The sequence below is a fragment of the Thermotoga caldifontis AZM44c09 genome, assembly GCF_000828655.1.
Taxonomy (GTDB): domain Bacteria; phylum Thermotogota; class Thermotogae; order Thermotogales; family DSM-5069; genus Pseudothermotoga_A; species Pseudothermotoga_A caldifontis.
The window spans coordinates 75,862-94,455 of the sequence record NZ_AP014509.1 but is presented as its reverse complement, the minus strand read 5'-3'; the positions used below and the strand labels follow the sequence as shown (position 1 = coordinate 94,455).

Below are 18,594 nucleotides of genomic sequence, written 5' to 3'. Positions count from 1 at the left end.
TAAGATGCTGATCGTTTATTCAACGTTGCTCATGGCGATCCTCGGCTTTGCTTTCGGCACCTTTCTTGCGTATTCAGCGAAGAAGTTCGAAGTGAAAGAAGACCCGCGCGTAGAAATGGTGAAGGCAGCCCTACCCGGTGCGAACTGCGGGGCATGTGGTTATGCCGGTTGTGAGGCGTTCGCGAAAGCTGTTGTCGCTGGCAAGGTTACGCCGGACATGTGCACCCCCGGTAGGGCGTCGGGTGTGGCTGAAAAGATAAAGGAGATTTTGAAACAGAATGCGCCCAGTTGAGATCTTCTCGCTCTGGAAGTTTGGAAAGTACGATCTTGAAACCCTCAAGAATTTCGACGAAAGGTTCGAAAGCCTCGAAGAAGCGTCCAGATCGAAGCTCTTCGAGTTTGAACGCATCGACTTCGACGCCGTGAGGAGGTTCGCAGAAGAACAGCAAAGGTCTGTTGAAAGGGCGAAGGCGAAGGTCATCAGCTTCTGGGATGAAGGCTATCCACCGCTTCTGAGAGAATCTTCATCGGCTCCGGTGGTTCTCTTCTGTCTCGGCGACGAGAAGCTTTTGAAAAGAGAGTGCGTTTCGATCGTCGGAACGCGCAGGATGACGAGTTATGGAAAGAAGATCGCACACGAAACAGCTTTCACAGCGGCGCGGGCGGGTTTGGTCGTGGTGAGCGGACTCGCCTTCGGTATCGACAGCTGCGCTCACAGTGCCGCACTGGAAGCCGGTGGAAAGACGATCGCGGTGCTCGGAACCGGTGTGGACGTTCCCTACCCGGCTTCGAACAGGAAGCTTTACGAAAGGATCGCTCAGGATGGATGCATTGTGAGCGAATTTCCCATGCAAACGAAGGCGGCGAAACAGAACTTTCCCGCGCGCAACAGGATCATCGCGGGTTTGAGCAGAGCCACGATTGTCGTTGAAGCTCCAAAAGACAGTGGGGCGCTGATCACGGCGCAGTTTGCCGCAGACATGGGCAGAGACGTGTTCGCTGTGCCCGGTGATGTCGATAGGGCTTCGAGTGAGGGTTGTAACTGGTTGTTGAAAGCCGGAGCGATACCACTCACACATCCTTCAGAGATTCTGCAATATTACGGGCTCGATGATCGCTCAGATCGTGGTCAGGACGATTTCTTGAAGATCTTTTCTCAGGGACCTCTCATGTTTGACGAAATGGTGAACATGCTCGGGATGGATCCTGCAGAGCTTCTGGTGAAACTCACCGAGTACGAGCTGAATGGCAAGCTGGTGAAGCTCGAAGATGGACGTTATCATATTGTGGGGAGGTAGATCGCGTTGAAGATACTCGTTGTGAACTGCGGTAGTTCTTCCATCAAGTATCAATTCATCGACATGAACGGAGAAAAAGTCCTGTGCAAAGGCCTTGCGGAACGGATAGGTATTGAAGGAAGCAGGCTCGTGCACAGGGTGAACAACGACAAGCACGTCATCGAAAGGCCCATGAAGGACCACGAAGAAGCACTCAAGATCGTCCTGGAAGTACTGATCGATCCGGAAATTGGAGTCATCAAAGACCTTTCGGAGATCGATGCGGTTGGACACAGGGTCGTGCACGGTGGTGAGAAGTTCGCAAGCTCTGTCTTGATCGACGACGAGGTGTTGAAGGTTCTGGAAGAGAACGTGCATCTGGCTCCGCTGCACAATCCACCCAACATAATGGGAATCAAGGCGATTCAAAAACTTTTGCCGAACGTTCCGAACGTCGGGGTTTTCGACACGGCGTTCCACCAGTCGATGCCGAAGAAGGCGTACCTTTATGGTTTGCCTTACGAACTGTACGAGAAGTACAGGATCAGGAGGTACGGATTCCACGGGACGAGCCACAGGTACGTTTCGAGAAGGGCAGCGGAGATACTCGGGAGAGATTATTACGATTTCAAGGTGATCACGTGCCACCTGGGAAACGGTGCCTCGATAGCGGCCATCAGGCACGGCAAATCCATCGACACCTCGATGGGTTTCACACCGCTCGAAGGTCTCGTCATGGGAACCAGGTGCGGTGACATCGACCCGGCGATCGTGATCTACCTGCAGCAGAATCTGGGCATGTCGGTCGAGAAGGTCTACGATCTGTTGAACAAGAAGAGTGGGATGCTGGGGCTCACGAAGAACCTCAGTTCTGACATGCGGGATATAGAAGACGCGGCACAGGCGGGCAACGAGATCGCCCAGCTGGCTTTGGACATCTACATATACAGGATCGCCAAGTACATCGGCGCCTACGCGGCGGCGATGAACGGGGTGGATGCGATAGTGTTCACCGCGGGTGTCGGCGAGAACTCACCCTACGTCAGGGAAAAGGTCTGCGAGTACCTCGGGTTCCTCGGAGTGAAGATCGACAGACAGCTGAACGATGTGAAGGGTGTGGAAAGGATCATCAGCACTCCAGATTCCAAAGTTGCCGTGCTGATAGTCCCCACCAACGAAGAGCTCGTCATCGCGCGCGACACGAAGTACATAGTCGAGAACAGAGTGAAGGAATTCAGACTCTTTTGAGCACGATCGGGGGCTCGAGCCTCAGGCCGATGCCCCCGTTCTTGACACCTTCGATGATCGTCAGGATCGCGTTTCTTTTGGGATCGCCGTAGATCGGTATCAGACGTTTGGGTTGCAACTTCCGTTTGACGAACTCGTTCAGCCAGAACATCAGATACTCACAGGACAGAACGAAGACGAATTTTCCTCTGTTTCTCAGCAGGTACGCGGTGGCCTCCACGAAAGATTCTGCCTCGTTGAAGTCTATCGATCTGGTTTCTCTCCTCAGCTGCGATGGGCTCGGCATTCCCGTCAGGTGGTGAGGAGGGTTCGACACGACGATGTCGAACTGCTCGGCGGGGAAAAGCTCTCTTACCTGAGCGCACGAAGCGTGGTGAACGAACATTCTGCCTTCGAGCGAGTTCATCTTCACCGTCTCGCACGCCAATTTGGCCAGAAGTTCGTTCCTTTCGATGCAGTGGACTTCAACGTCGTGGTTCATCGCGAGGTAGGCTGAGACTATGCCCGTTCCACAACCCAGCTCGACGATGCGGTCGCTCCTTTTAGGCCTCGTGTACCAGGCGAGCAGGCTGGACGCGTGAGTGGGTCTGTGCTCTCTGCCAGCGTCAGGAACGAGAACGCATCTGAGGACATCCGGGTCGAATTCATCTCTCAACGAACTCGACGACGCCAAGTTTCGTCGTCCCTCCGAGGATCTGCGTTTTGGAGAACGTGAATCTGGTGTCTCTGAGCCAGAGAGCTCTCGTGCCTGCAAACACGGACGCGAAGCTGTCTATCACGGAATAACCGCTGGCAGAAAGGGCCGTGTCGGCGTTGATCTGAGAACTCCTCGCACGGAAGATCGAGAAATTCTCCACGTTCACTCCCGTCTTTCCACTGACCCAGCTGTCGACGATCTCGAGGATCGAGAGATCCGACACAGACATCGCGGTCCCGGTCGAGGTGATCGAGCAGGAGTGCATCCTCACACGAGAATTCCGGGAAACCTTCAGCTGCGACATCTTCGAATTCAAAATCACCACGTCGTGACAGCTGGAGATCTCCAGGGCTTTGAAATTCGATGAATCTATCCAGATTTTTCTCGTGTTTTCCAGATTCAATCGATCCGCCCTAACGTTCTTCATGGCGAAGAGCAGCGATCTACCTATTCTCAGGTTCGTTTTCGAAAGATCCACGTCCGAGAACCACACGGTTGTCGCGCCATCTATCGAGACGTTCGTTTCTATCGTACCGCCCGTCACGATCAATCTGCCAGAATCCACCACCGACAGGCTTCCAGGACCTATCAATTTCGAACCGCCTTGCAGAACGAGCGTTCCGCGCACCAGCAGTTCACAGCCCGCGTTCAACCTCAGGGTGGAACCTGCCCTGACAACCACGGTTTGATCGGCAGGGACGACGACCTTACCGAAGACGCTGTGCTCGGACGAGAGTGAACAACTGCTGTTGAGGTTCATGACGATGGGACTTTGAAACTCTGCAAGATTCGTTTCTCCAACGTGCAACGCGGGGAAACTCTCGTTGCCCGCAGCATCCAGATCGCACACGAAGGCGAATAGCTCTTTCAACTCGTTCGATCTGGTTTCGTACGTCTGGATCGTCCCGTCCTGCACGACGTAGATTCTGTGAACGCGGCTGGAAAGTATCTTACCTTGACCGAGCTGTGGGGGAGCCGGTGGCAGAGGAGTGACGACGAACCTGTAAGTTTGATCGACGACGTTTGAGCCACTGTCTCTGCAGACGATCCTGAGTCTCCTCTCACCTGAATGCATGAAAAACGTGTCCAGCACCAGTTTGTTGTCCTTGGGAGGATCGATTCTCACGCCGTCCAGATAGACGCTGAAACGGAGCATCTGCGGTTCATCCCAGTCGTCTTCAACCGAAAGGTCCAGCACCAGTTTTCCCAGCGGAACGTAGCTTGGAACTTTCAATCTGACCGAGGGTGGTCTGTCCTTGCTCGCATCGATGTAGAGGCGTACGTTCTCACCTCTGACCTTGTTCTTGATGGGTGTCAGCACCAGCGTCGTGTTGTAGTTCTTCCTCCAGGGAATGACCAGCTCGGAGGTCCGCAGGACACTCTTTTTACCCTCTATTTCTATCTCGACCTCATCGTAGGCATCGAGCCCGAGTATGAACAGTTTTGAACCTTTGAACTGGTAGCTCACCGAGGCGAGTAGAACGCAGCTTGCCAGTAACAACAGGAAGGTGATCTTCCTCATGTTGCGAGCTCCTCTTCGATCATCTGCCGTCTGAACATGCGTGCGTACAGGCCATCGAGGTTCATGAGATGTTCGTGCGTGCCGGTTTCGACGATCCTTCCCTCGTCGAGAACGATTATCAGATCGGCATCTTTCAGCACCTTCAACCTGTGCGTGATGATGATCATGGTTTTGTCTCTGAATTGATTCCTGAGCGAGTCTATGATCTTCTCTTCCGTTTCGGGATCGACCGCGGAGAGACAGTCATCGAACACGAGCACATCCTTGTTGGTGTACAGTGCTCGGGCGATGGTAACTCTCTGCCTCTGTCCACCGGAGAGCGTGACTCCCCTCTCGCCGACCATCGTGTCGTAACCTTCCGGGAATTTCATTATCTCGTCGTGGACGGCAGCCAGTTTCGCACACGCGATGACCCTTTCCATGTCGATGTGCTCCTGCGCGAAGGCTATGTTTTTCTTTATCTGATCCGAGAACAGGAAGGATTCCTGCGGAACGAAGGCTATCAAACTGCGCACGTTTTCAGAACTTACGTCGTTGATGTCCACACCGTTGATGAAAATTTTACCACGCTCAACCGGATACAGTTTCGCGAGCAGTTTCACGATGGTGGACTTACCGCTACCCACTGTGCCGACGATTCCCACCATCTCGCCTTTCTTGATGGAAAAGCTGACGTTCTTCAACACGCATCTTTCGGTACCTGGATATCTGTACGTGAGGTCTTCGAACCTTATCGATTCGATGCGGTCTATCCTGATAGGACGTTTCGGTTCTTCAACCTGCGGCATTTCTTTCATCACCTGCATGATCCTCTTGTATGAAGCTCTACCGCTTTGAACCATGTTCAGAACCCATCCGAGCGCCATCATGGGCCAGGTCAACATGCCTAAATAAGAGTTGAAGGCGATGAACTCACCGAGGCTGACCTGACCGCGCACCACCATGGGCCCACCGAAGAGGAGCGCAAACACGTGGGCGAGAGAAGCCAGAAACATCATCAAGGGAAAGAACACGGACGAGACCTTCGCGAGGGACATCCCTGCCCTGTAACTGTTCCAGGAGCGGTTTTGGAACATCTGCGAGAACTTGTCGTTCGCGGCGAAGCTCTTGACGATCTTTATGCCTGAGATCGTTTCTTCGGTCAGCTCGCTCACCGCTGAAAACTGGTTCTGAACTTCCATGAAGCGTTTGTGGATGATCCGTCCAAAGAAGAGCGCGACCAGTGCGAGCGCCGGTAGCGGGATGGATGCGAGCCAGGTCAATTTCCAGCTGACGGTCCGACCCATGAACAGAACGGTCATGATCGCCATGAAGGTTGCGTCGACCGTCATGACGACACCCTGAGCGAGGGCCATTCTAACCGCCTGCAGATCGTTCGTGAATTTAGCCATCAGATCGCCGCTCCTGGTTCTGTCGAAGTATCCTAAGGAGAGCGAGAGAAGTTTGTCGAACAGCACCCTTCGGGCGAGATATTCGAAGCGCCTCGAATTTCCTATGATGAAGTACCTCCAGAGGAAACGCATGATAGCGATCGCGATCGCAATTCCAAGGATCCAGCCGACCATCACCGTCACGAAGTTCATCGAAGCTTGTGGAGATTTTAAGTGGTCCACCACCTGACCTGTGAACCTCGGGATGTACAACTGGAGAAGATCCACGATGATCAAAACCAGAACGCCGGCGAGGTAGCTGGGCCAGTGTTTCTTCACAAAATCTCTGAGCACAGCATCACCTTCCAACGAACTTCTTCATTCTCTCGATTCCTTTGATCAGATTTTCTTCGCTCGTCGCGAACGAAAGCCTTGCGAATCCGGGCGCGTTGAACGCAGAACCAGGCACCAGTGCCACGTGGGCTTCCTGCAACAGTCGTGTGCAGAAATTCACGTCGTTCTCATCGAACTCGCTCACGTTCACGAGCACGTAGAACGCACCACTCGGTCTGACAAAACTGAACCTGGCTTCTTCGAGGAGCCTGCAGACGAGGTCTCGCCTCTGTTTGAATTTTTCGAACATGTAGCTCGTATCCACCTCGAAGGCTTTGAGGACTGCGTACTGAGCGATCGTGTTCACGTTCGAAGTGGTGTGTGCCTGTACTTTTGCGGCCGCTTTGGCGATCTCGATCGGTGCCACGAGGTAACCGACACGCCATCCGGTCATCGAATGGGATTTCGAAAATGCGTTCACGAGTGCGACGTTCTTTCCACCTGCGATGGCGTACATGGAGGCGTAATCACCGTCGTACACCAAACAGTCGTAGACCTCGTCCGATACGATGAATATGTTTTTCTCCATCGCCAGAGCGTGTATCTTCCTCAACAGCTGGGCATCGTACACGACACCTGTGGGATTGTTCGGGCTGTTCAGCACGATAGCTTTCGTCCTGGGAGTGATGGCGTGTTCTATCTGTTCCACACTCGGTATGAAGTTGCTTTCAAAGTTCGTCTTGACGTGCACGGCGTTGCCACCCAGCATGCGGACCATCGGTTCGTAGCTCACCCAGCACGGATCTATGATCAGTACGTCGTCGCCTTCTTCCACGAGCGCAGCGAGACAGTTGAAGATCGCCTGTTTTCCTCCGTTGGTCACGACGATCTGTTCTGGAGTGCACGGTACGTTGTGCCTTTTGGAAACGTACTCGGCGATTTTCTCTCTGAGCTGTGGAATTCCAGAAGAATCTGTGTACTTCGTTAGACCAGCCTTCAAAGCTTCTATCGCCGCCTGGACGACGGGTTCAGGGGTTGGAAAGTCTGGTTCACCCGCCGTGAGGTTGACGACGTCGATGCCTTTCTGCTTCATCGACTGTGCCAGTGCGTTGATCTCAAGGGTTTTAGAACCAGCTACGCTCTTGATCCTTTTTGAAATCATCGTGCAATTCCTCCTCTCATTCTTCAATTCTTTCTCCTCTCCTCACGAAGCCCATGGTCACGTACGACAGAACCAGAAAGACTATGGAAAAGACGAACAGCGAGCCGTAGCCAGTCAGATCTATGAAAGCACCTGCGAGTGGAGGTGCCACGATGTTGGCAGCCATCGAAAAGAAGTAGTAAAGTCCAGTGTAGCCACCAACTTTTTCGGACCTGGTCATATCGACCACCATGGGCAGAGAGTTCACGTTCACCAACGCCCAGCCAGCACCGCTGATGGCAAAAATCGCGTAGAACAAATAAAGGAGCGTGCTCCTGGGGAGGAGGCGTGACATCAAGACCGCCACCAGCAGGCACACGACTATCGTGGTCAATCCGAACCTTATGGTCCTCTTCCTGCCGAGCCTCGCGCCTATGAAACCTGCAGGCAGTGCGAACACCATGAAGACGAGTGAGAACACGCCCAGAACGAGCGCTCCCGTGCTCTCGCTGATGTTCATGTGGAACTTTGCGTAGCTGGTGAAGAAGGTCTCTATCGCGTTGAAACCGACGAACCAGAAAAAGATGGAAAGGAGCATCATCAGCAAACTCTTTTCCTCGGAACCGAACACGTCCTTCAGGTTTTCTACCAGCTCGGAGGAACCTTTCTTCACTGTTTCGACGACGTTCAGTTTTTCCATCTTGGTTCTGTACTGCTTGGGTTCCTGGATGAACATCACCACCAGCAAGTTGGCCACCAGCATCAGCGTGGCGCCCACGATGAACGGATAGGCCTTGTTGGCATCGTACAGGGGCTTGCCTCCAAAGTAAGCCAGTAAGGCTCCGAGACCTCCCATGAAGTTGATGATCCCGTTCGCCTGGCTTCGTTTCTCGGAGGGAGTTATGTCTGGCATGAGCGCGATCAGTGGTGATCTGAACAGCGCCATGGAGAAGTTCATCAGGATTATGACGAACATCATCAAAGCGAGAGAACCGGAGTCCTTGCAGAAAGGAATCAGCGCGAAGAACAGAGCACCCAGTGGAGCTCCCAAGAGTATGTACGGTTTTCTTCTTCCAAGCTTCGTCCTGGTCTGATCGCTCAGCGTTCCTATGTAAGGAAGCATGAAGATCGCGAAAAGGTTGTCGATGGTCATGATGAAGCCTACGATGAACGATGGCAAGGCGAAGTCTTTCAGAAAGATGGGAACATAAGCGTTGTACAGTGGCCACAGGACACTTATACCGAAGAACCCAAGTCCCAGAAGGTAAATCTTCCAGTACTTGAACTCTTTCAACTGACTCACCTCCAGATTTGTTCCCTCAGCCATCTCACCGTGCGCATCATCGATGGTCCGTCGTGTATCAGGTTTTTTCCGGCCTCCACCGTGGATTCTATCAGTTTCATATCCCAGTTCCAACCTCTCGATGCGATGAGCTCTCGTGGATCGACGGGGTACTCCGGTTCGTGGAAGAAGATGACGAACCTCGGTCTTTGTGAACTCACTTCGTCCAGGGGTGGTATGAAGAACGCTTCGTTGACGCTCGAAAAGATGTTTTTCAGTCCTGCGTATTCGACGACGTCGTTCACAAAGCTCATAGCACCCACAGTTCTCAGATGCCTTCCGAACCACAGCTCCACATAGGCGGAAGGTTTATCCCGATGGGTTTCGCAACCTTCCAGGAACACCTTCTGCCATTCCATGACGAGCCTGCGCGCAGCTTCTACGTCGTTCAAAAGACCGCCCAGCAGTACCACGTTCTCCCAAACACCGTTGATGCTCCTCGGCAAAGGCAGGACGAAGACGGGAAAGCCTTCCCGTACCAGATCGAGCGCAAGCTTCATTTGAACACCCGTCGTTAAGAGTATCAGGTCCGGTTCGAGCGATCTCAGTTTCGAAAGATCGACGTTCAGATAATCTCCAACCACTTCGGCGTTGAGGTTCCTCACGTACCGTGCACAGTACTTCGACACGCCCACCACACGGCTGCCATGGCCCATCTCGAAGATGGTTTCGGTGAATCCTGAAACCAGGCTCACGATCCTCTCGATTCTGTTTGAAAGTTCAACCTTTCGCATGAGAGGTTCACAGTAGATTTTCACGTGCTATACCTCTATGTTGAAAAACTTTCGTGCCAGCAGCCCTATGAAGAACGAAACGGCCGCGACGCCCATGCTGATCGAGAGCATCTCCAAAAAGTTCTTCTTGAAGTTTTCCTCCCTGACCACGGACACGAAGAAGGTGAAAACGAATATCACAAGAACTGCGTTCGCTATGGTCCAGCAGAGCGACACGATGGGACGGTTCAGAACGATGTACGGAAAGACCAGAAACAGTACCGTGATCAGGTACGCGATGCCGGTGTAGAGGGCGGACCTCAAGGGTTTCTTGTTTCCACCTTCAGACTTCCGCGACAGATAATCCGACGCGGACATGGAGAGTGCGGCGGCGAGTCCCGTGATGATACCGGACAGCGCCACTATCTTCGCGTTCTGTATCGCTAACGTTAAACCTGCGAGCGCGCCCGTTAGTTCCACGAGCGCATCGTTCAACCCTAAGACCATCGAGCCTATGTACTCGATCCTCTCTTCGTCTATAAGCTTGAGCAACAATTTTTCGTGCTCCTCTTCGTCGCTCAGCAGTTCCGTTTGCCCGATGTCGCTGTACTTTTTCTGCGCCTCCTCTTCGTTCTGCTCCATCAGCTTCAAGGTGAAGGTTATACCTAAAAGCTTCACGAGGAAGAGATAGAAGATCACCTTCCACCAGCTCGGTGTCACGTCGGTCTGCGTGAAGCTTTTCAGCTTCTTGTAGTGCGCCAGCTCGTCTTTCGCGATCCTCGAGAGAACCTCGGAGTTCTTCTCGTCCATTCTGGCAAGTTTTGAATAGACTATGTATTCCGTCATCTCCGCCTTCTGCATTCTCAGCAGGACGGTTTTATCGCCACTCGGTTCCAAACCGTTTCCCTCCTGTTCAAATTCTAAATCTAATTCGTTGAACGAACAACACCGGGGATCTGGAACTGTGTTTTTTCTCAAAGCCTAAGGAATGGTTTTGATCCATTTTTGTGCTACAATTGACAAGGGGTGATAGAATGCCTGAATTCGTCAATCCTTTCAGTGGAAAGGTTCCGGACAGGAAGCTCACGCTGTCAGAACTCGTCCGCGCCATAAGGTTGAACATCGCCGCCGAGCACGAAGCGGTCCATCAGTACATGGCGATCGCCGATGCGACGGATCATCCGCTGGCCAGAAAGGTTCTCATCGACATAGCCAACGAAGAGAGGGTGCACATCGGTGAGTTCACGAAGCTTCTGGACATACTCACGAAAGATGAGGCGAAGTTCATGGAAGAAGGGTTCAAAGAGGTCGAACAACTGATGGCCGAAGGGGACGACGAGGAGCCAACCGTTGGTTCGCTGAAAGAAGGTGATTGACGTGGCGAACAGGTATTTGATGCAGGAAGAAGCACCGATAAGTGAGGAACTGTGGAAGCTGTTGAACGAATCCATGCTGGAACTGGCGAAGGCGAACCTCACCGGAAGGAAGATTTTGAACCTCGTTGGACCGCTCGGTGTCGGTGTCAAGCAGGTTTCTCTGGCGGACGAAAAGCTTGAGAACGGTGTGTTCGTCTCGAAGAGTCTGCCACTTTACTACGTGCACAGAACGTTCGAGCTCTCCGTGAGGGACATCGCCGCGTTCGAAAGAGAGAAGGTCGCGATCGATCTTTCGGATTTCACCAGGGCGGTTTTGGAATGCGTTCAATTCGAAGAGAAGTTGATCTTCCACGGTATAGCTGACCAGAAAGGACTCTTGAGCCTGGCGGGTGTGGAAGTGAACCTGAGCGACTGGAAAAAGGTTGGTCAGGCGGTGGAAGACGTGATCACGGCGATCACGAAACTGGATGAAGCGGGCTTTCACGGTCCTTATCTGCTCGCGTTGTCTCCGGACAGGTACAACAAACTGTTCAGAAGGTACGAAAATGGCAACCAGACGGAGATGGAACATCTGCTCACGATGGTCAAAAAGATCTACAAGGCACCGATTCTGCAGAATTCTGGAGTACTGATCTGCGATTCTCCGCTCTACGCTTCCCTCATCCTCGGTCAGGATCTGTCGATAGGTTTCATCGGTCCGAAGGACCACGCTTTAGAGTTCTACGTCTCTGAGAGCTTGACGTTGCTTGTGAAAGAACCCAATTCGATATGCGCGCTGAGGGGCTGATCAGCCCCTCTCCTTTTTTCTACTCGAAACGGTTCTCAGAAGGTCGATCGCTTCCTGACGCATCTTCGTGAAATCTTCGACCATCTTCTTCGCTTCGAGCCTGATGTCTTTCAGTCTCACCATGGCGAGTACGATCTGCGCTGGGTCTTCTTTCATGCAGAAACCCTCGTACTTGGGGAAGTATCTTTCAAGGAATCTCTTGCTCTTCGAGCTGTTCAGAGAAATGAAGGGTGAGCCGGTCAGAGCCGCCAAAAGACAACCGTGCAGACGTTGCGATACGACGAGCGAGGAAGAGAGAAGGTCCTTCACGAGCTGGTGAGAGATCGGTAAACTGTATTTTTTCGCCAGTTTCAGACACGCGGGCTCGTCCTGCGGGCTCAGTGGAACGAGGACGGGTTCGAAGCCGTAGAGCTTCGCCGATTCTATTATCAGATCGAGGTCGAATTCTTTCTTCAGGCACAGGCTGATTTTTCTCTGTTTCTCCTGAGATTGCAAATACTCCATAGCCCCAATCGCGAGGTCTGTTCCGAGGGAAACGTTCTTCGCACCGACGAGTCTGGCGTACCTGTAACTCACCCTGTCGCGGGCGATGAAAAAAACGTTCTTTCTGCGCAGGATGTTACTCACGAGGCATCTGGAGATCCCGTGCTTCAAAGGCCCCAGGCTGTTCGCCAAGAGCAGTACAGGTTTGTTCAGGATCGAAGCGGCGTAGATTATGGAGCAGTAATAAATCAAGCTCTTCAAGCTCGTTTCGTCCTGGAGGATTCCTCCTCCACCGCACACGACCACTTTGCTTCTCAGGATCGCTCCAAGAACTTTTGCGGGATTGAACCTGTCGATGGGAATCACGCCTGGTCGAGAGAAACTTTTCAGCTTTTCTTTTCTCAGCAGAAGGTAGATCCTTTCAAAACCTGCCTCTTTGAGGATTCTGATGCTCTCCTCGCAGAGCAGTTCGTCTCCGAGGTTGTCGTAACCGTAGTAACCGAACAACGTGGCTGTCGTCAAGGAAAAGCATCTCCTCAGCGAGAAGTATCAAATGAATTATACCGGAGGTGTTTGGAGTTGATAAAGGCCCTGAACGATCGGACCGTCGTCATCGGTGCGGAAGGTTCATCGAACGTGACGGCTGTTTTGACTAAGGATGGTGTCGTCGTCGTTGACACATCGCTCTTTCCAGAAAAAGCCAGGAAAGTGAAAGAATTCGTGAACGACTTTTTCAGAAGGCCGATCGGTCTCGTCGTGAACACGCACTACCATCCGGATCACACCTTCGGAAACGTCGCTTTTGAAGAGTTCAAAATAGTCTCGAGTGAGCTCACGAAGTCGCTCATGGAATCGTTCGACGAAGAGTACCTGTCGAAGTTGCCGAGGATCGATAAGATCGTCACTCCCAGCTTCCTGTTCGACGAAGAGTACGAGGACAGGAACCTGCTGGTCAAACGGCTGGGTGGTCACACACCCGATTCTTCCATCGTCTTCTTCAAGCAGGAAAGGCTCGTGGTCGCGGGCGATCTGCTGTTCAACGGGTTTCATCCTGAAATCGTCGCCGACAGCGACCTGGATGCGTGGATCGACGCTTTGAAATTCGTCGAGACGTTGAAACCGGTCTGGATCGTTCCAGGACACGGTGAGATCGCGAATACGGAGAGTCTCAAGGCGATGGAGCGTTATCTGATGAAAATGAAGAGGCTCATTGAGGGGGCTTTGAACCTTCAGGACGTCATGTCGGACGAGAATTTTTCGAAGAGGAGGTTTCCAGAGCTCTTCGGCTGGAGCCTGGAGAACCTTCTACATCAGCGCGGGAGCTGAAAGTACTCGTCTGTCTTCGCGTTTAGCACCAGTCTGTTGATCTTCACGCTTATCTTCTCTTCCTCAGATGGGCTGAGTATCTCGATCGATTTCAACTGTGAATCTCTGATTTCGAGCCTCACCTTGATGGGTTCTTCCACCTGCTGCGCCACGAGTTTCGAAAACGTCAGGATGAGATAGTCACCTTCAGACCTTATACCGACCAGAGGTGTTTGCAACAGTCTGAGCGCTGACAGAACAGACTGTGTTATGTAAGCGGTTGGAATATCGATAGTTTCAAAGTCCTGCGATGTTCCGGTGCCGAACACGAGTCTTCTGGTGCGTGAAAGGTACATGAACGACAGATTCGAAAGAAAATCCGGTTTCTTCACAAGGAAGTAGAAGTCTTCAAGGTTCCTGACCGCGAGCAGACAAGATGTGTGAAAGACTCTGCTCTCGGCGTTCTGCTTCACTTCCGCCGTCAGATCGAAATCCACAACGAAGTCCCTGACACCTGCCAGTTGTTCGACGAGATCGAAGAGATAGTTTGCAGAGAAAGAGAGCACCGAGCAAACGAGAAGAAAGACGGTGAAACACTTTCTCATACGCCGTTCGTTTCCCTTATCGAATAGAGTCTCTGCTTCGGACTCACTATTTCCGTGATCCTCACACCGAAGTTTTCGTCTATGACAACAACTTCTCCGCGCGCTATCAACCGGCCGTTGACCAGCACGTCCACGGGCTCACCGGTGAGTTTGTCCAGTTCTATGAGCGATCCGACCGTCAGGTCCATGACCTGCTTCAATGTCATGCGCGCCCTGCCGAGTTCCACAACGATCTTCAAAGGCACATCGAATAGCAGCTCGAGCTTCTGCTGGATCTCAGATGGTTGCAACGGGACCTCCGTCTCGGCCGGTGTGAACTCTTCGAACTTCGCAGGCTGGACCTTGACTTTCTCTTCCTTCTTTTTCGGAAAGAGCTTTTCGTTGACTTCCCTGAGAGCTGTCAGCTGTGCGAACAGCCACAAACTCGACGAGGAAGAGTTCTCCATTTCTACCCGGCACTCAGCGCACACCAGGAGTTCTGTGGGATTGAAGAGCGTGCTGATCTTTTCGATATCGTCCACGGGCTTGATGTCGAGTTTTGCCAGGGAAACTTTGCCTTTCGCCTTTTCAGCCAGGAGCGTCAGGCTCGCACCGATCATCTGGTTCAACGCTTCGTTCAACGCGCTGAGTTTTATGTCGTCGATGTTCTGATCGGTGGGTTCGCCCGAGCCACCCATCATCAGATCGACCATCTTCAACACCAACGATGCAGGCATCGCTATGGACATGTTCAACTGCAGAGCATCGCTCAGCTTGATGTCGGCAAGGACGATCCTTTCTGTCGCCTTCGTGATGAAGTCTTTCAGAGACGTCTGCGTTACTTGAGTGATTTTTATCCGCGTTTCTCTCCCAACGATCATGCCGAGAGCGGAAGAAGCGGGATCGAAGATCAACGTGACTATGCTTTCTATCATCTTCTTATCCTCTTCCGGGAGCGATTCCGAGAAACTTTTCAGCAACGCGTCGAGCTCATCCTGAGAGAGAAAATCACTCATTCTTCCACCTCCGGTTCGATGATCCTGGTGATCTTCACGGCCCTGTAGCCTTTGTAAGTTCCGGGTCTCGCCAGAAACTTCGGTTTACCCTGAACGTTCACGACGATGTCTTCGTCTTTGTGTGACTTCAATCTGATCACGTCTCCAACTTCCAGCTCCAGTATTTCCCGTACCGTCAGGATCGCTTCGCCGAGCACCGCACTCAAAACGATGTTCATCTGGTTCAGGTTGGTCAACAGATCCTTTTGCATTTTTTCGGAAACCTGTTCTTTCTTGGCCACCTTGAACCAGTTGCGGGAGCTCAACCGGTCCATGAACGGTTCCGTCAGGGACGATGGCCAGCACACGTTCATGAAACCTTCCGTTTTTCCGATGGTCAGAAAGAGCGAAACCAGAAGGACCATCTCGCTCGGCGGGGCTATCTGCACGAACTGCGGGTTGTTCTCGATGCTCTCTATCGTCGGTGAGAAGCTGAAGACGTCGCTCCACGCCTGTGCCAGGTTCGCGAGGATGTTCATGATCTCCTTTCTCATGATGCTTATCTCTATCTCTGAAGGGGGTCGCTTGACGTTCGGAATGCCAGGTCCTCCGAGGATCAGATCCAGGATCGTGTAGAACAGCTCGAGGTTCATTTCAAGGATCGCACTGCCAACGAATTCTGGAGCCGAAAAAACAACTATGAACGCCGGGGCTGGCAGAGACCTTATGAACTCTTCGTAGGTGATCTGGTCTATGCTCGCCAAATTTATGCTCACGAAGGTTCTCACGCGACCGGACAAGTAGGTTGAGACCGAGCGTGCGAAGTTCTCGTGTATCATGTCGAACACGCGGATGTGTTCCTTCGAGAATTTGCTCGGTCTTCTGAAATCGTAGACTTTGACCTTCTTCTCTTCCCGTTTGATCTCCTCGGCCGAGAGTTCTCCGGATTTCAGTGCCTGCAACAGCCGATCTATTTCATCCTGGCTGAGGACGTCGGACAAGCACCATCACCCCTTCACTCGACGGAGCTGATGGCCTTTATGTACAGGTAAACCCCTATGACTCCGAGCCTTTCTCTCTCACCCGTGAACCCGGTGACTTCGTTCACCATGGCGCGTATCTGTTTCTTGAGCAGTTCTATGCCCGCGGCCGTGTTGAGCTCTGACCTTTCCTTGCTCAGAAATATGAGCATGAGACCGTCCATGATCATGTCTCTACGTTCCGCGATCGCGGCCCGGCACGCATCGCTCGCCACGGTCAACGTTAAAGAATCTATCACGGCCACTTCCTTTCCACCCTTGAGCATGAACGTGGTGTAAGTACCGGGCTGAATGACCACCGCCTTGATCTCGGTCGGCGCCTGCTGAACTGGCTGCTGTTTTGGCTGTGTCAGGTTCGTGCCCAGCAACATGATGGTGACAGCAGTTGCGCCGACGGCAACGACGGCCGGTACGATGATCGACATCAGCAAACCACCTATACCCCTTTTCTTGGTTTCCTTGACTTCTTCGTCAGCCATTCATCATCACCTACTTTGCCCTCTCGCGTTTTATGAGTATGTCTATCCTGCGGTAAACGTTCCGAAGCTGGTTCAGACGCGCTTCGTAACGGTTATCCAGCTCGTTCAGCGAGGCTGTGTACTGTTCTCTCGAGATCTCTCCAGCTCTGAATTTTTCCAAGAGCAGGTTCCTTTCGATCTCTATTTCTTTCTGGAGTGCCTCTATCTCTTTTCTTATCGGCCAGTCTCCCATTCCTATAGGGTAGAACCTCTGGGGATCGTAGAAGTAGTCCGGATCGAATCTGCCCGCCCTGACGTCCGCCAGTCTTTCAACGGCCCTGCGGCGTTTCAATTCGTCCGTAAAAAATTGTATAACACTCGCGGCCCTCGCACTGCTCAAATGCCAGTTCGAAGCGTAGATGGAATCTGCCGGGACCGGACGATCGTCGGCGTAACCGTAAACCTGTATCACGTTCATCGTGTGCTCGATGATCAGAGAACCGATCCTTCCGAGGAGTGTTTTCGCCTCGATTGTGAGCTTGGCGCTCGCGGGTTCGAAGAACGCCATGTCCTGCATGATTATGACCGTACCTTCATCCCTCTCCTGTATCGTGATCTTGCCCTTGTATTCTTCGCCGATCCTCATGAGTTCTTCGTAAACTCCCCGCCTTGACGTGATGAGGGGCTCCTCTGCCAGACTCTTTCCACCCGTCAGGACGCTCGGGGGCATTCCCGTGAGTGGCGATCTCAAACCGACAACGATATGCTGGAACTTTCCAGGGCTTATCGTGGACATGGAAAACAGGAGCACGAAGAACGTCAAAAGCAGCGTCACCATGTCACCGTAGGTGGTGAGCCAGCTCGCCTTCGGTGCCTCGTAGCTTCTCTTCTTTCGAGGCATCAGGCGGCCTCCCTGCCGAGTGAAGCTTCGTAGGCTGCCTTTTCTTCAGCGGTGAGGAAGGATTTGAGCTTTTCTTCCAGTACTCTCGGGTTTTCTCCTGCCTGGATGGAGAGCACGCCCTCGAGGATCATCTGTTTCTGTCTCAGAATCTTTATCGCCCTCCTTCCGAGCTTCTCACCCATGGGTAGGAACACCGCGTTCGAGAGGATCGAGCCGTAGAAGGTCGTGACCAGTGCGACGGACATGTTCGGTCCAATGGTTTCTGGGTTGTTCAAAGTCCTCAACATGCCTATCAGACCGATGAGCGTTCCTATCATTCCGTACGCGGGGGCGAAGGCTCCAGCCGAATCCATCATCGCCTTGTTCGCCATGAGATCCTCTTCTATGAGGTCCATCTCGGCCTCCATCATGCTCTTCAAAAGTTCCGGGTCCGTGCCGTCTATCACCAGCTGCAACGCTTTCTTCATGAAAGGATCGTCGATCTCGTTCAGGTTCTCTTCCAGAGAGAGCAGACCCTCCCTCCTCGCCTTTTCCGAGAAAGACACGAGCGTTCTCACGAGTCCGATGTTGTCGATCTTCGGTTCTTTGAACGTGGACATGATCACGTTGAAGATTCTGAAACTTCGTTCCTTGGGGTGCGAAGCGATCGTGGAGGCCAACGCGCCACCGATCGTTATGAACACGGATGGCAGATCCAAGAAGGCGGATGGAGCAGATTTTCCGATGAATATCCCAAAGAATATCATTCCGAATGCCATCAACACTCCAAGGACCGTCGATAGATCCACGCATCATCCCTCCCTCTCGTGAGGGATATACCTGAGCAAATCGAGCACCGGATAGGCTTGCTTTTTGTATTCTATCACTCGGCGGACGACCTCTTCGACGCTCTCCTGCACGATGTATTTTTTGCCGTTGAAGAGCGTTATCGTCGTGTCCGGTAGAGCTTCAATTGTTTCTATCATCTCGGCGTTGAGCACGAACCTCTGACCTTTGAGGCGCGTCAGCCAGATCATCGCGCA

At 52.5% G+C, this 18,594-nt stretch carries 21 protein-coding genes; 6 read left to right on the top strand and 15 right to left on the bottom strand.

Going from position 1 to position 18,594, the window contains the following annotated elements; all coding sequences use genetic code 11:
• Nucleotides 1–4 precede the first annotated feature (4 nt).
• The 3 genes from TSP01S_RS00485 to ackA are packed head-to-tail and all read left to right on the top strand — an operon-like array spanning nt 5 to nt 2,525.
• Nucleotides 5–292 (top strand): RnfABCDGE type electron transport complex subunit B, encoded by a 288-nt coding sequence (locus TSP01S_RS00485; protein WP_041075546.1) that lies wholly within the window; start codon nt 5–7, stop codon nt 290–292.
• Nucleotides 279–1,298: a DNA-processing protein DprA gene (gene dprA / locus TSP01S_RS00480; RefSeq protein ID WP_041075544.1), complete on the top strand. Its 1,020-nt coding sequence runs from the start codon at nt 279–281 to the stop codon at nt 1,296–1,298. The genes TSP01S_RS00485 and dprA overlap by 14 nt, the downstream gene beginning before the upstream one ends.
• A 6-nt stretch (nt 1,299–1,304) precedes the next feature.
• On the top strand, nt 1,305–2,525 hold the full coding sequence (ackA, locus tag TSP01S_RS00475) for an acetate kinase (protein ID WP_041075542.1): 1,221 nt from the start codon (nt 1,305–1,307) through the stop codon (nt 2,523–2,525).
• Here the strand turns inward: ackA and TSP01S_RS00470 are convergent.
• The 7 genes from TSP01S_RS00470 to TSP01S_RS00440 are packed head-to-tail and all read right to left on the bottom strand — an operon-like array spanning nt 2,512 to nt 10,540.
• Nucleotides 2,512–3,198 carry a tRNA1(Val) (adenine(37)-N6)-methyltransferase gene (locus TSP01S_RS00470; protein ID WP_052463423.1) on the bottom strand — a complete coding sequence of 229 codons (687 nt, stop codon included), beginning with the start codon at nt 3,196–3,198 and terminating at the stop codon, nt 2,512–2,514. The genes ackA and TSP01S_RS00470 overlap by 14 nt on opposite strands.
• Nucleotides 3,170–4,744, bottom strand: a complete 1,575-nt coding sequence (locus tag TSP01S_RS00465; protein WP_041075540.1) for a hypothetical protein — start codon at nt 4,742–4,744, stop codon at nt 3,170–3,172. Before TSP01S_RS00465 ends, TSP01S_RS00470 begins: the two co-directional genes overlap by 29 nt.
• Nucleotides 4,741–6,468, bottom strand: coding sequence for an ABC transporter ATP-binding protein (locus TSP01S_RS00460; RefSeq protein ID WP_144380592.1), 1,728 nt, complete (start codon nt 6,466–6,468; stop codon nt 4,741–4,743). Before TSP01S_RS00460 ends, TSP01S_RS00465 begins: the two co-directional genes overlap by 4 nt.
• A gap of 4 nt (nt 6,469–6,472) precedes the next feature.
• The gene (gene aspC, locus TSP01S_RS00455) at nt 6,473–7,609 is read right to left on the bottom strand and encodes an aspartate aminotransferase (RefSeq protein ID WP_041078228.1); all 1,137 of its coding nucleotides are present in this window, start codon (nt 7,607–7,609) and stop codon (nt 6,473–6,475) included.
• A gap of 16 nt (nt 7,610–7,625) precedes the next feature.
• A complete protein-coding gene (locus tag TSP01S_RS00450) occupies nt 7,626–8,882 on the bottom strand; it encodes an SLC45 family MFS transporter (protein ID WP_041075537.1) in 1,257 nt (418 codons plus the stop codon).
• Between the two features lie 5 nt (nt 8,883–8,887).
• Nucleotides 8,888–9,688 carry a helical backbone metal receptor gene (locus tag TSP01S_RS00445; RefSeq protein ID WP_052463421.1) on the bottom strand — a complete coding sequence of 267 codons (801 nt, stop codon included), beginning with the start codon at nt 9,686–9,688 and terminating at the stop codon, nt 8,888–8,890.
• Between the two features lie 3 nt (nt 9,689–9,691).
• On the bottom strand, nt 9,692–10,540 hold the full coding sequence (locus TSP01S_RS00440) for a VIT1/CCC1 transporter family protein (RefSeq protein ID WP_331708172.1): 849 nt from the start codon (nt 10,538–10,540) through the stop codon (nt 9,692–9,694).
• Nucleotides 10,541–10,677: 137 nt separating this feature from the next.
• On the opposite strand from TSP01S_RS00440, the gene TSP01S_RS00435 reads away from it, so the two are divergent.
• Together TSP01S_RS00435 and TSP01S_RS00430 are read left to right on the top strand one after the other, a co-directional pair.
• Entirely contained in the window at nt 10,678–11,019 is a 342-nt protein-coding gene (locus TSP01S_RS00435; RefSeq protein ID WP_041075535.1) for a ferritin family protein, read from the top strand.
• Between the two features lies 1 nt (nt 11,020).
• The gene (locus TSP01S_RS00430; protein ID WP_041075533.1) at nt 11,021–11,806 is read left to right on the top strand and encodes a family 1 encapsulin nanocompartment shell protein; all 786 of its coding nucleotides are present in this window, start codon (nt 11,021–11,023) and stop codon (nt 11,804–11,806) included.
• On the opposite strand, the gene TSP01S_RS00425 is transcribed toward TSP01S_RS00430, so the two are convergent.
• A complete protein-coding gene (locus tag TSP01S_RS00425) occupies nt 11,807–12,811 on the bottom strand; it encodes a polysaccharide pyruvyl transferase family protein (protein WP_041075531.1) in 1,005 nt (334 codons plus the stop codon).
• 57 nt (nt 12,812–12,868) lie between these two features.
• On the opposite strand from TSP01S_RS00425, the gene TSP01S_RS00420 reads away from it, so the two are divergent.
• Nucleotides 12,869–13,615, top strand: coding sequence for an MBL fold metallo-hydrolase (locus TSP01S_RS00420; protein WP_041075529.1), 747 nt, complete (start codon nt 12,869–12,871; stop codon nt 13,613–13,615).
• Here the strand turns inward: TSP01S_RS00420 and TSP01S_RS00415 are convergent.
• From TSP01S_RS00415 to TSP01S_RS00385, 7 genes are read right to left on the bottom strand one after another with little or no spacing between them, the layout of a single operon-like run.
• Entirely contained in the window at nt 13,600–14,199 is a 600-nt protein-coding gene (locus TSP01S_RS00415; protein WP_041075527.1) for a hypothetical protein, read from the bottom strand. The two genes, TSP01S_RS00420 and TSP01S_RS00415, sit on opposite strands and share 16 nt — an antisense overlap.
• A complete protein-coding gene (gene fliN, locus TSP01S_RS00410) occupies nt 14,196–15,194 on the bottom strand; it encodes a flagellar motor switch protein FliN (protein ID WP_041075526.1) in 999 nt (332 codons plus the stop codon). Before fliN ends, TSP01S_RS00415 begins: the two co-directional genes overlap by 4 nt.
• The gene (fliM, locus tag TSP01S_RS00405) at nt 15,191–16,174 is read right to left on the bottom strand and encodes a flagellar motor switch protein FliM (RefSeq protein WP_041075524.1); all 984 of its coding nucleotides are present in this window, start codon (nt 16,172–16,174) and stop codon (nt 15,191–15,193) included. Before fliM ends, fliN begins: the two co-directional genes overlap by 4 nt.
• 14 nt (nt 16,175–16,188) lie before the next feature.
• Complete coding sequence (locus TSP01S_RS00400) at nt 16,189–16,692, bottom strand: flagellar basal body-associated FliL family protein (protein WP_041075522.1); 504 nt, start codon at nt 16,690–16,692, stop codon at nt 16,189–16,191.
• A 10-nt stretch (nt 16,693–16,702) separates the two neighbouring features.
• Nucleotides 16,703–17,572 (bottom strand): flagellar motor protein MotB, encoded by an 870-nt coding sequence (locus TSP01S_RS00395; RefSeq protein ID WP_041075520.1) that lies wholly within the window; start codon nt 17,570–17,572, stop codon nt 16,703–16,705.
• The gene (locus tag TSP01S_RS00390; protein ID WP_041075517.1) at nt 17,572–18,360 is read right to left on the bottom strand and encodes a motility protein A; all 789 of its coding nucleotides are present in this window, start codon (nt 18,358–18,360) and stop codon (nt 17,572–17,574) included. The genes TSP01S_RS00395 and TSP01S_RS00390 overlap by 1 nt, the downstream gene beginning before the upstream one ends.
• A 3-nt stretch (nt 18,361–18,363) precedes the next feature.
• Nucleotides 18,364–18,588, bottom strand: coding sequence for a flagellar FlbD family protein (locus TSP01S_RS00385; protein ID WP_041075516.1), 225 nt, complete (start codon nt 18,586–18,588; stop codon nt 18,364–18,366).
• Between the last annotated feature and the right edge of the window lie 6 nt (nt 18,589–18,594).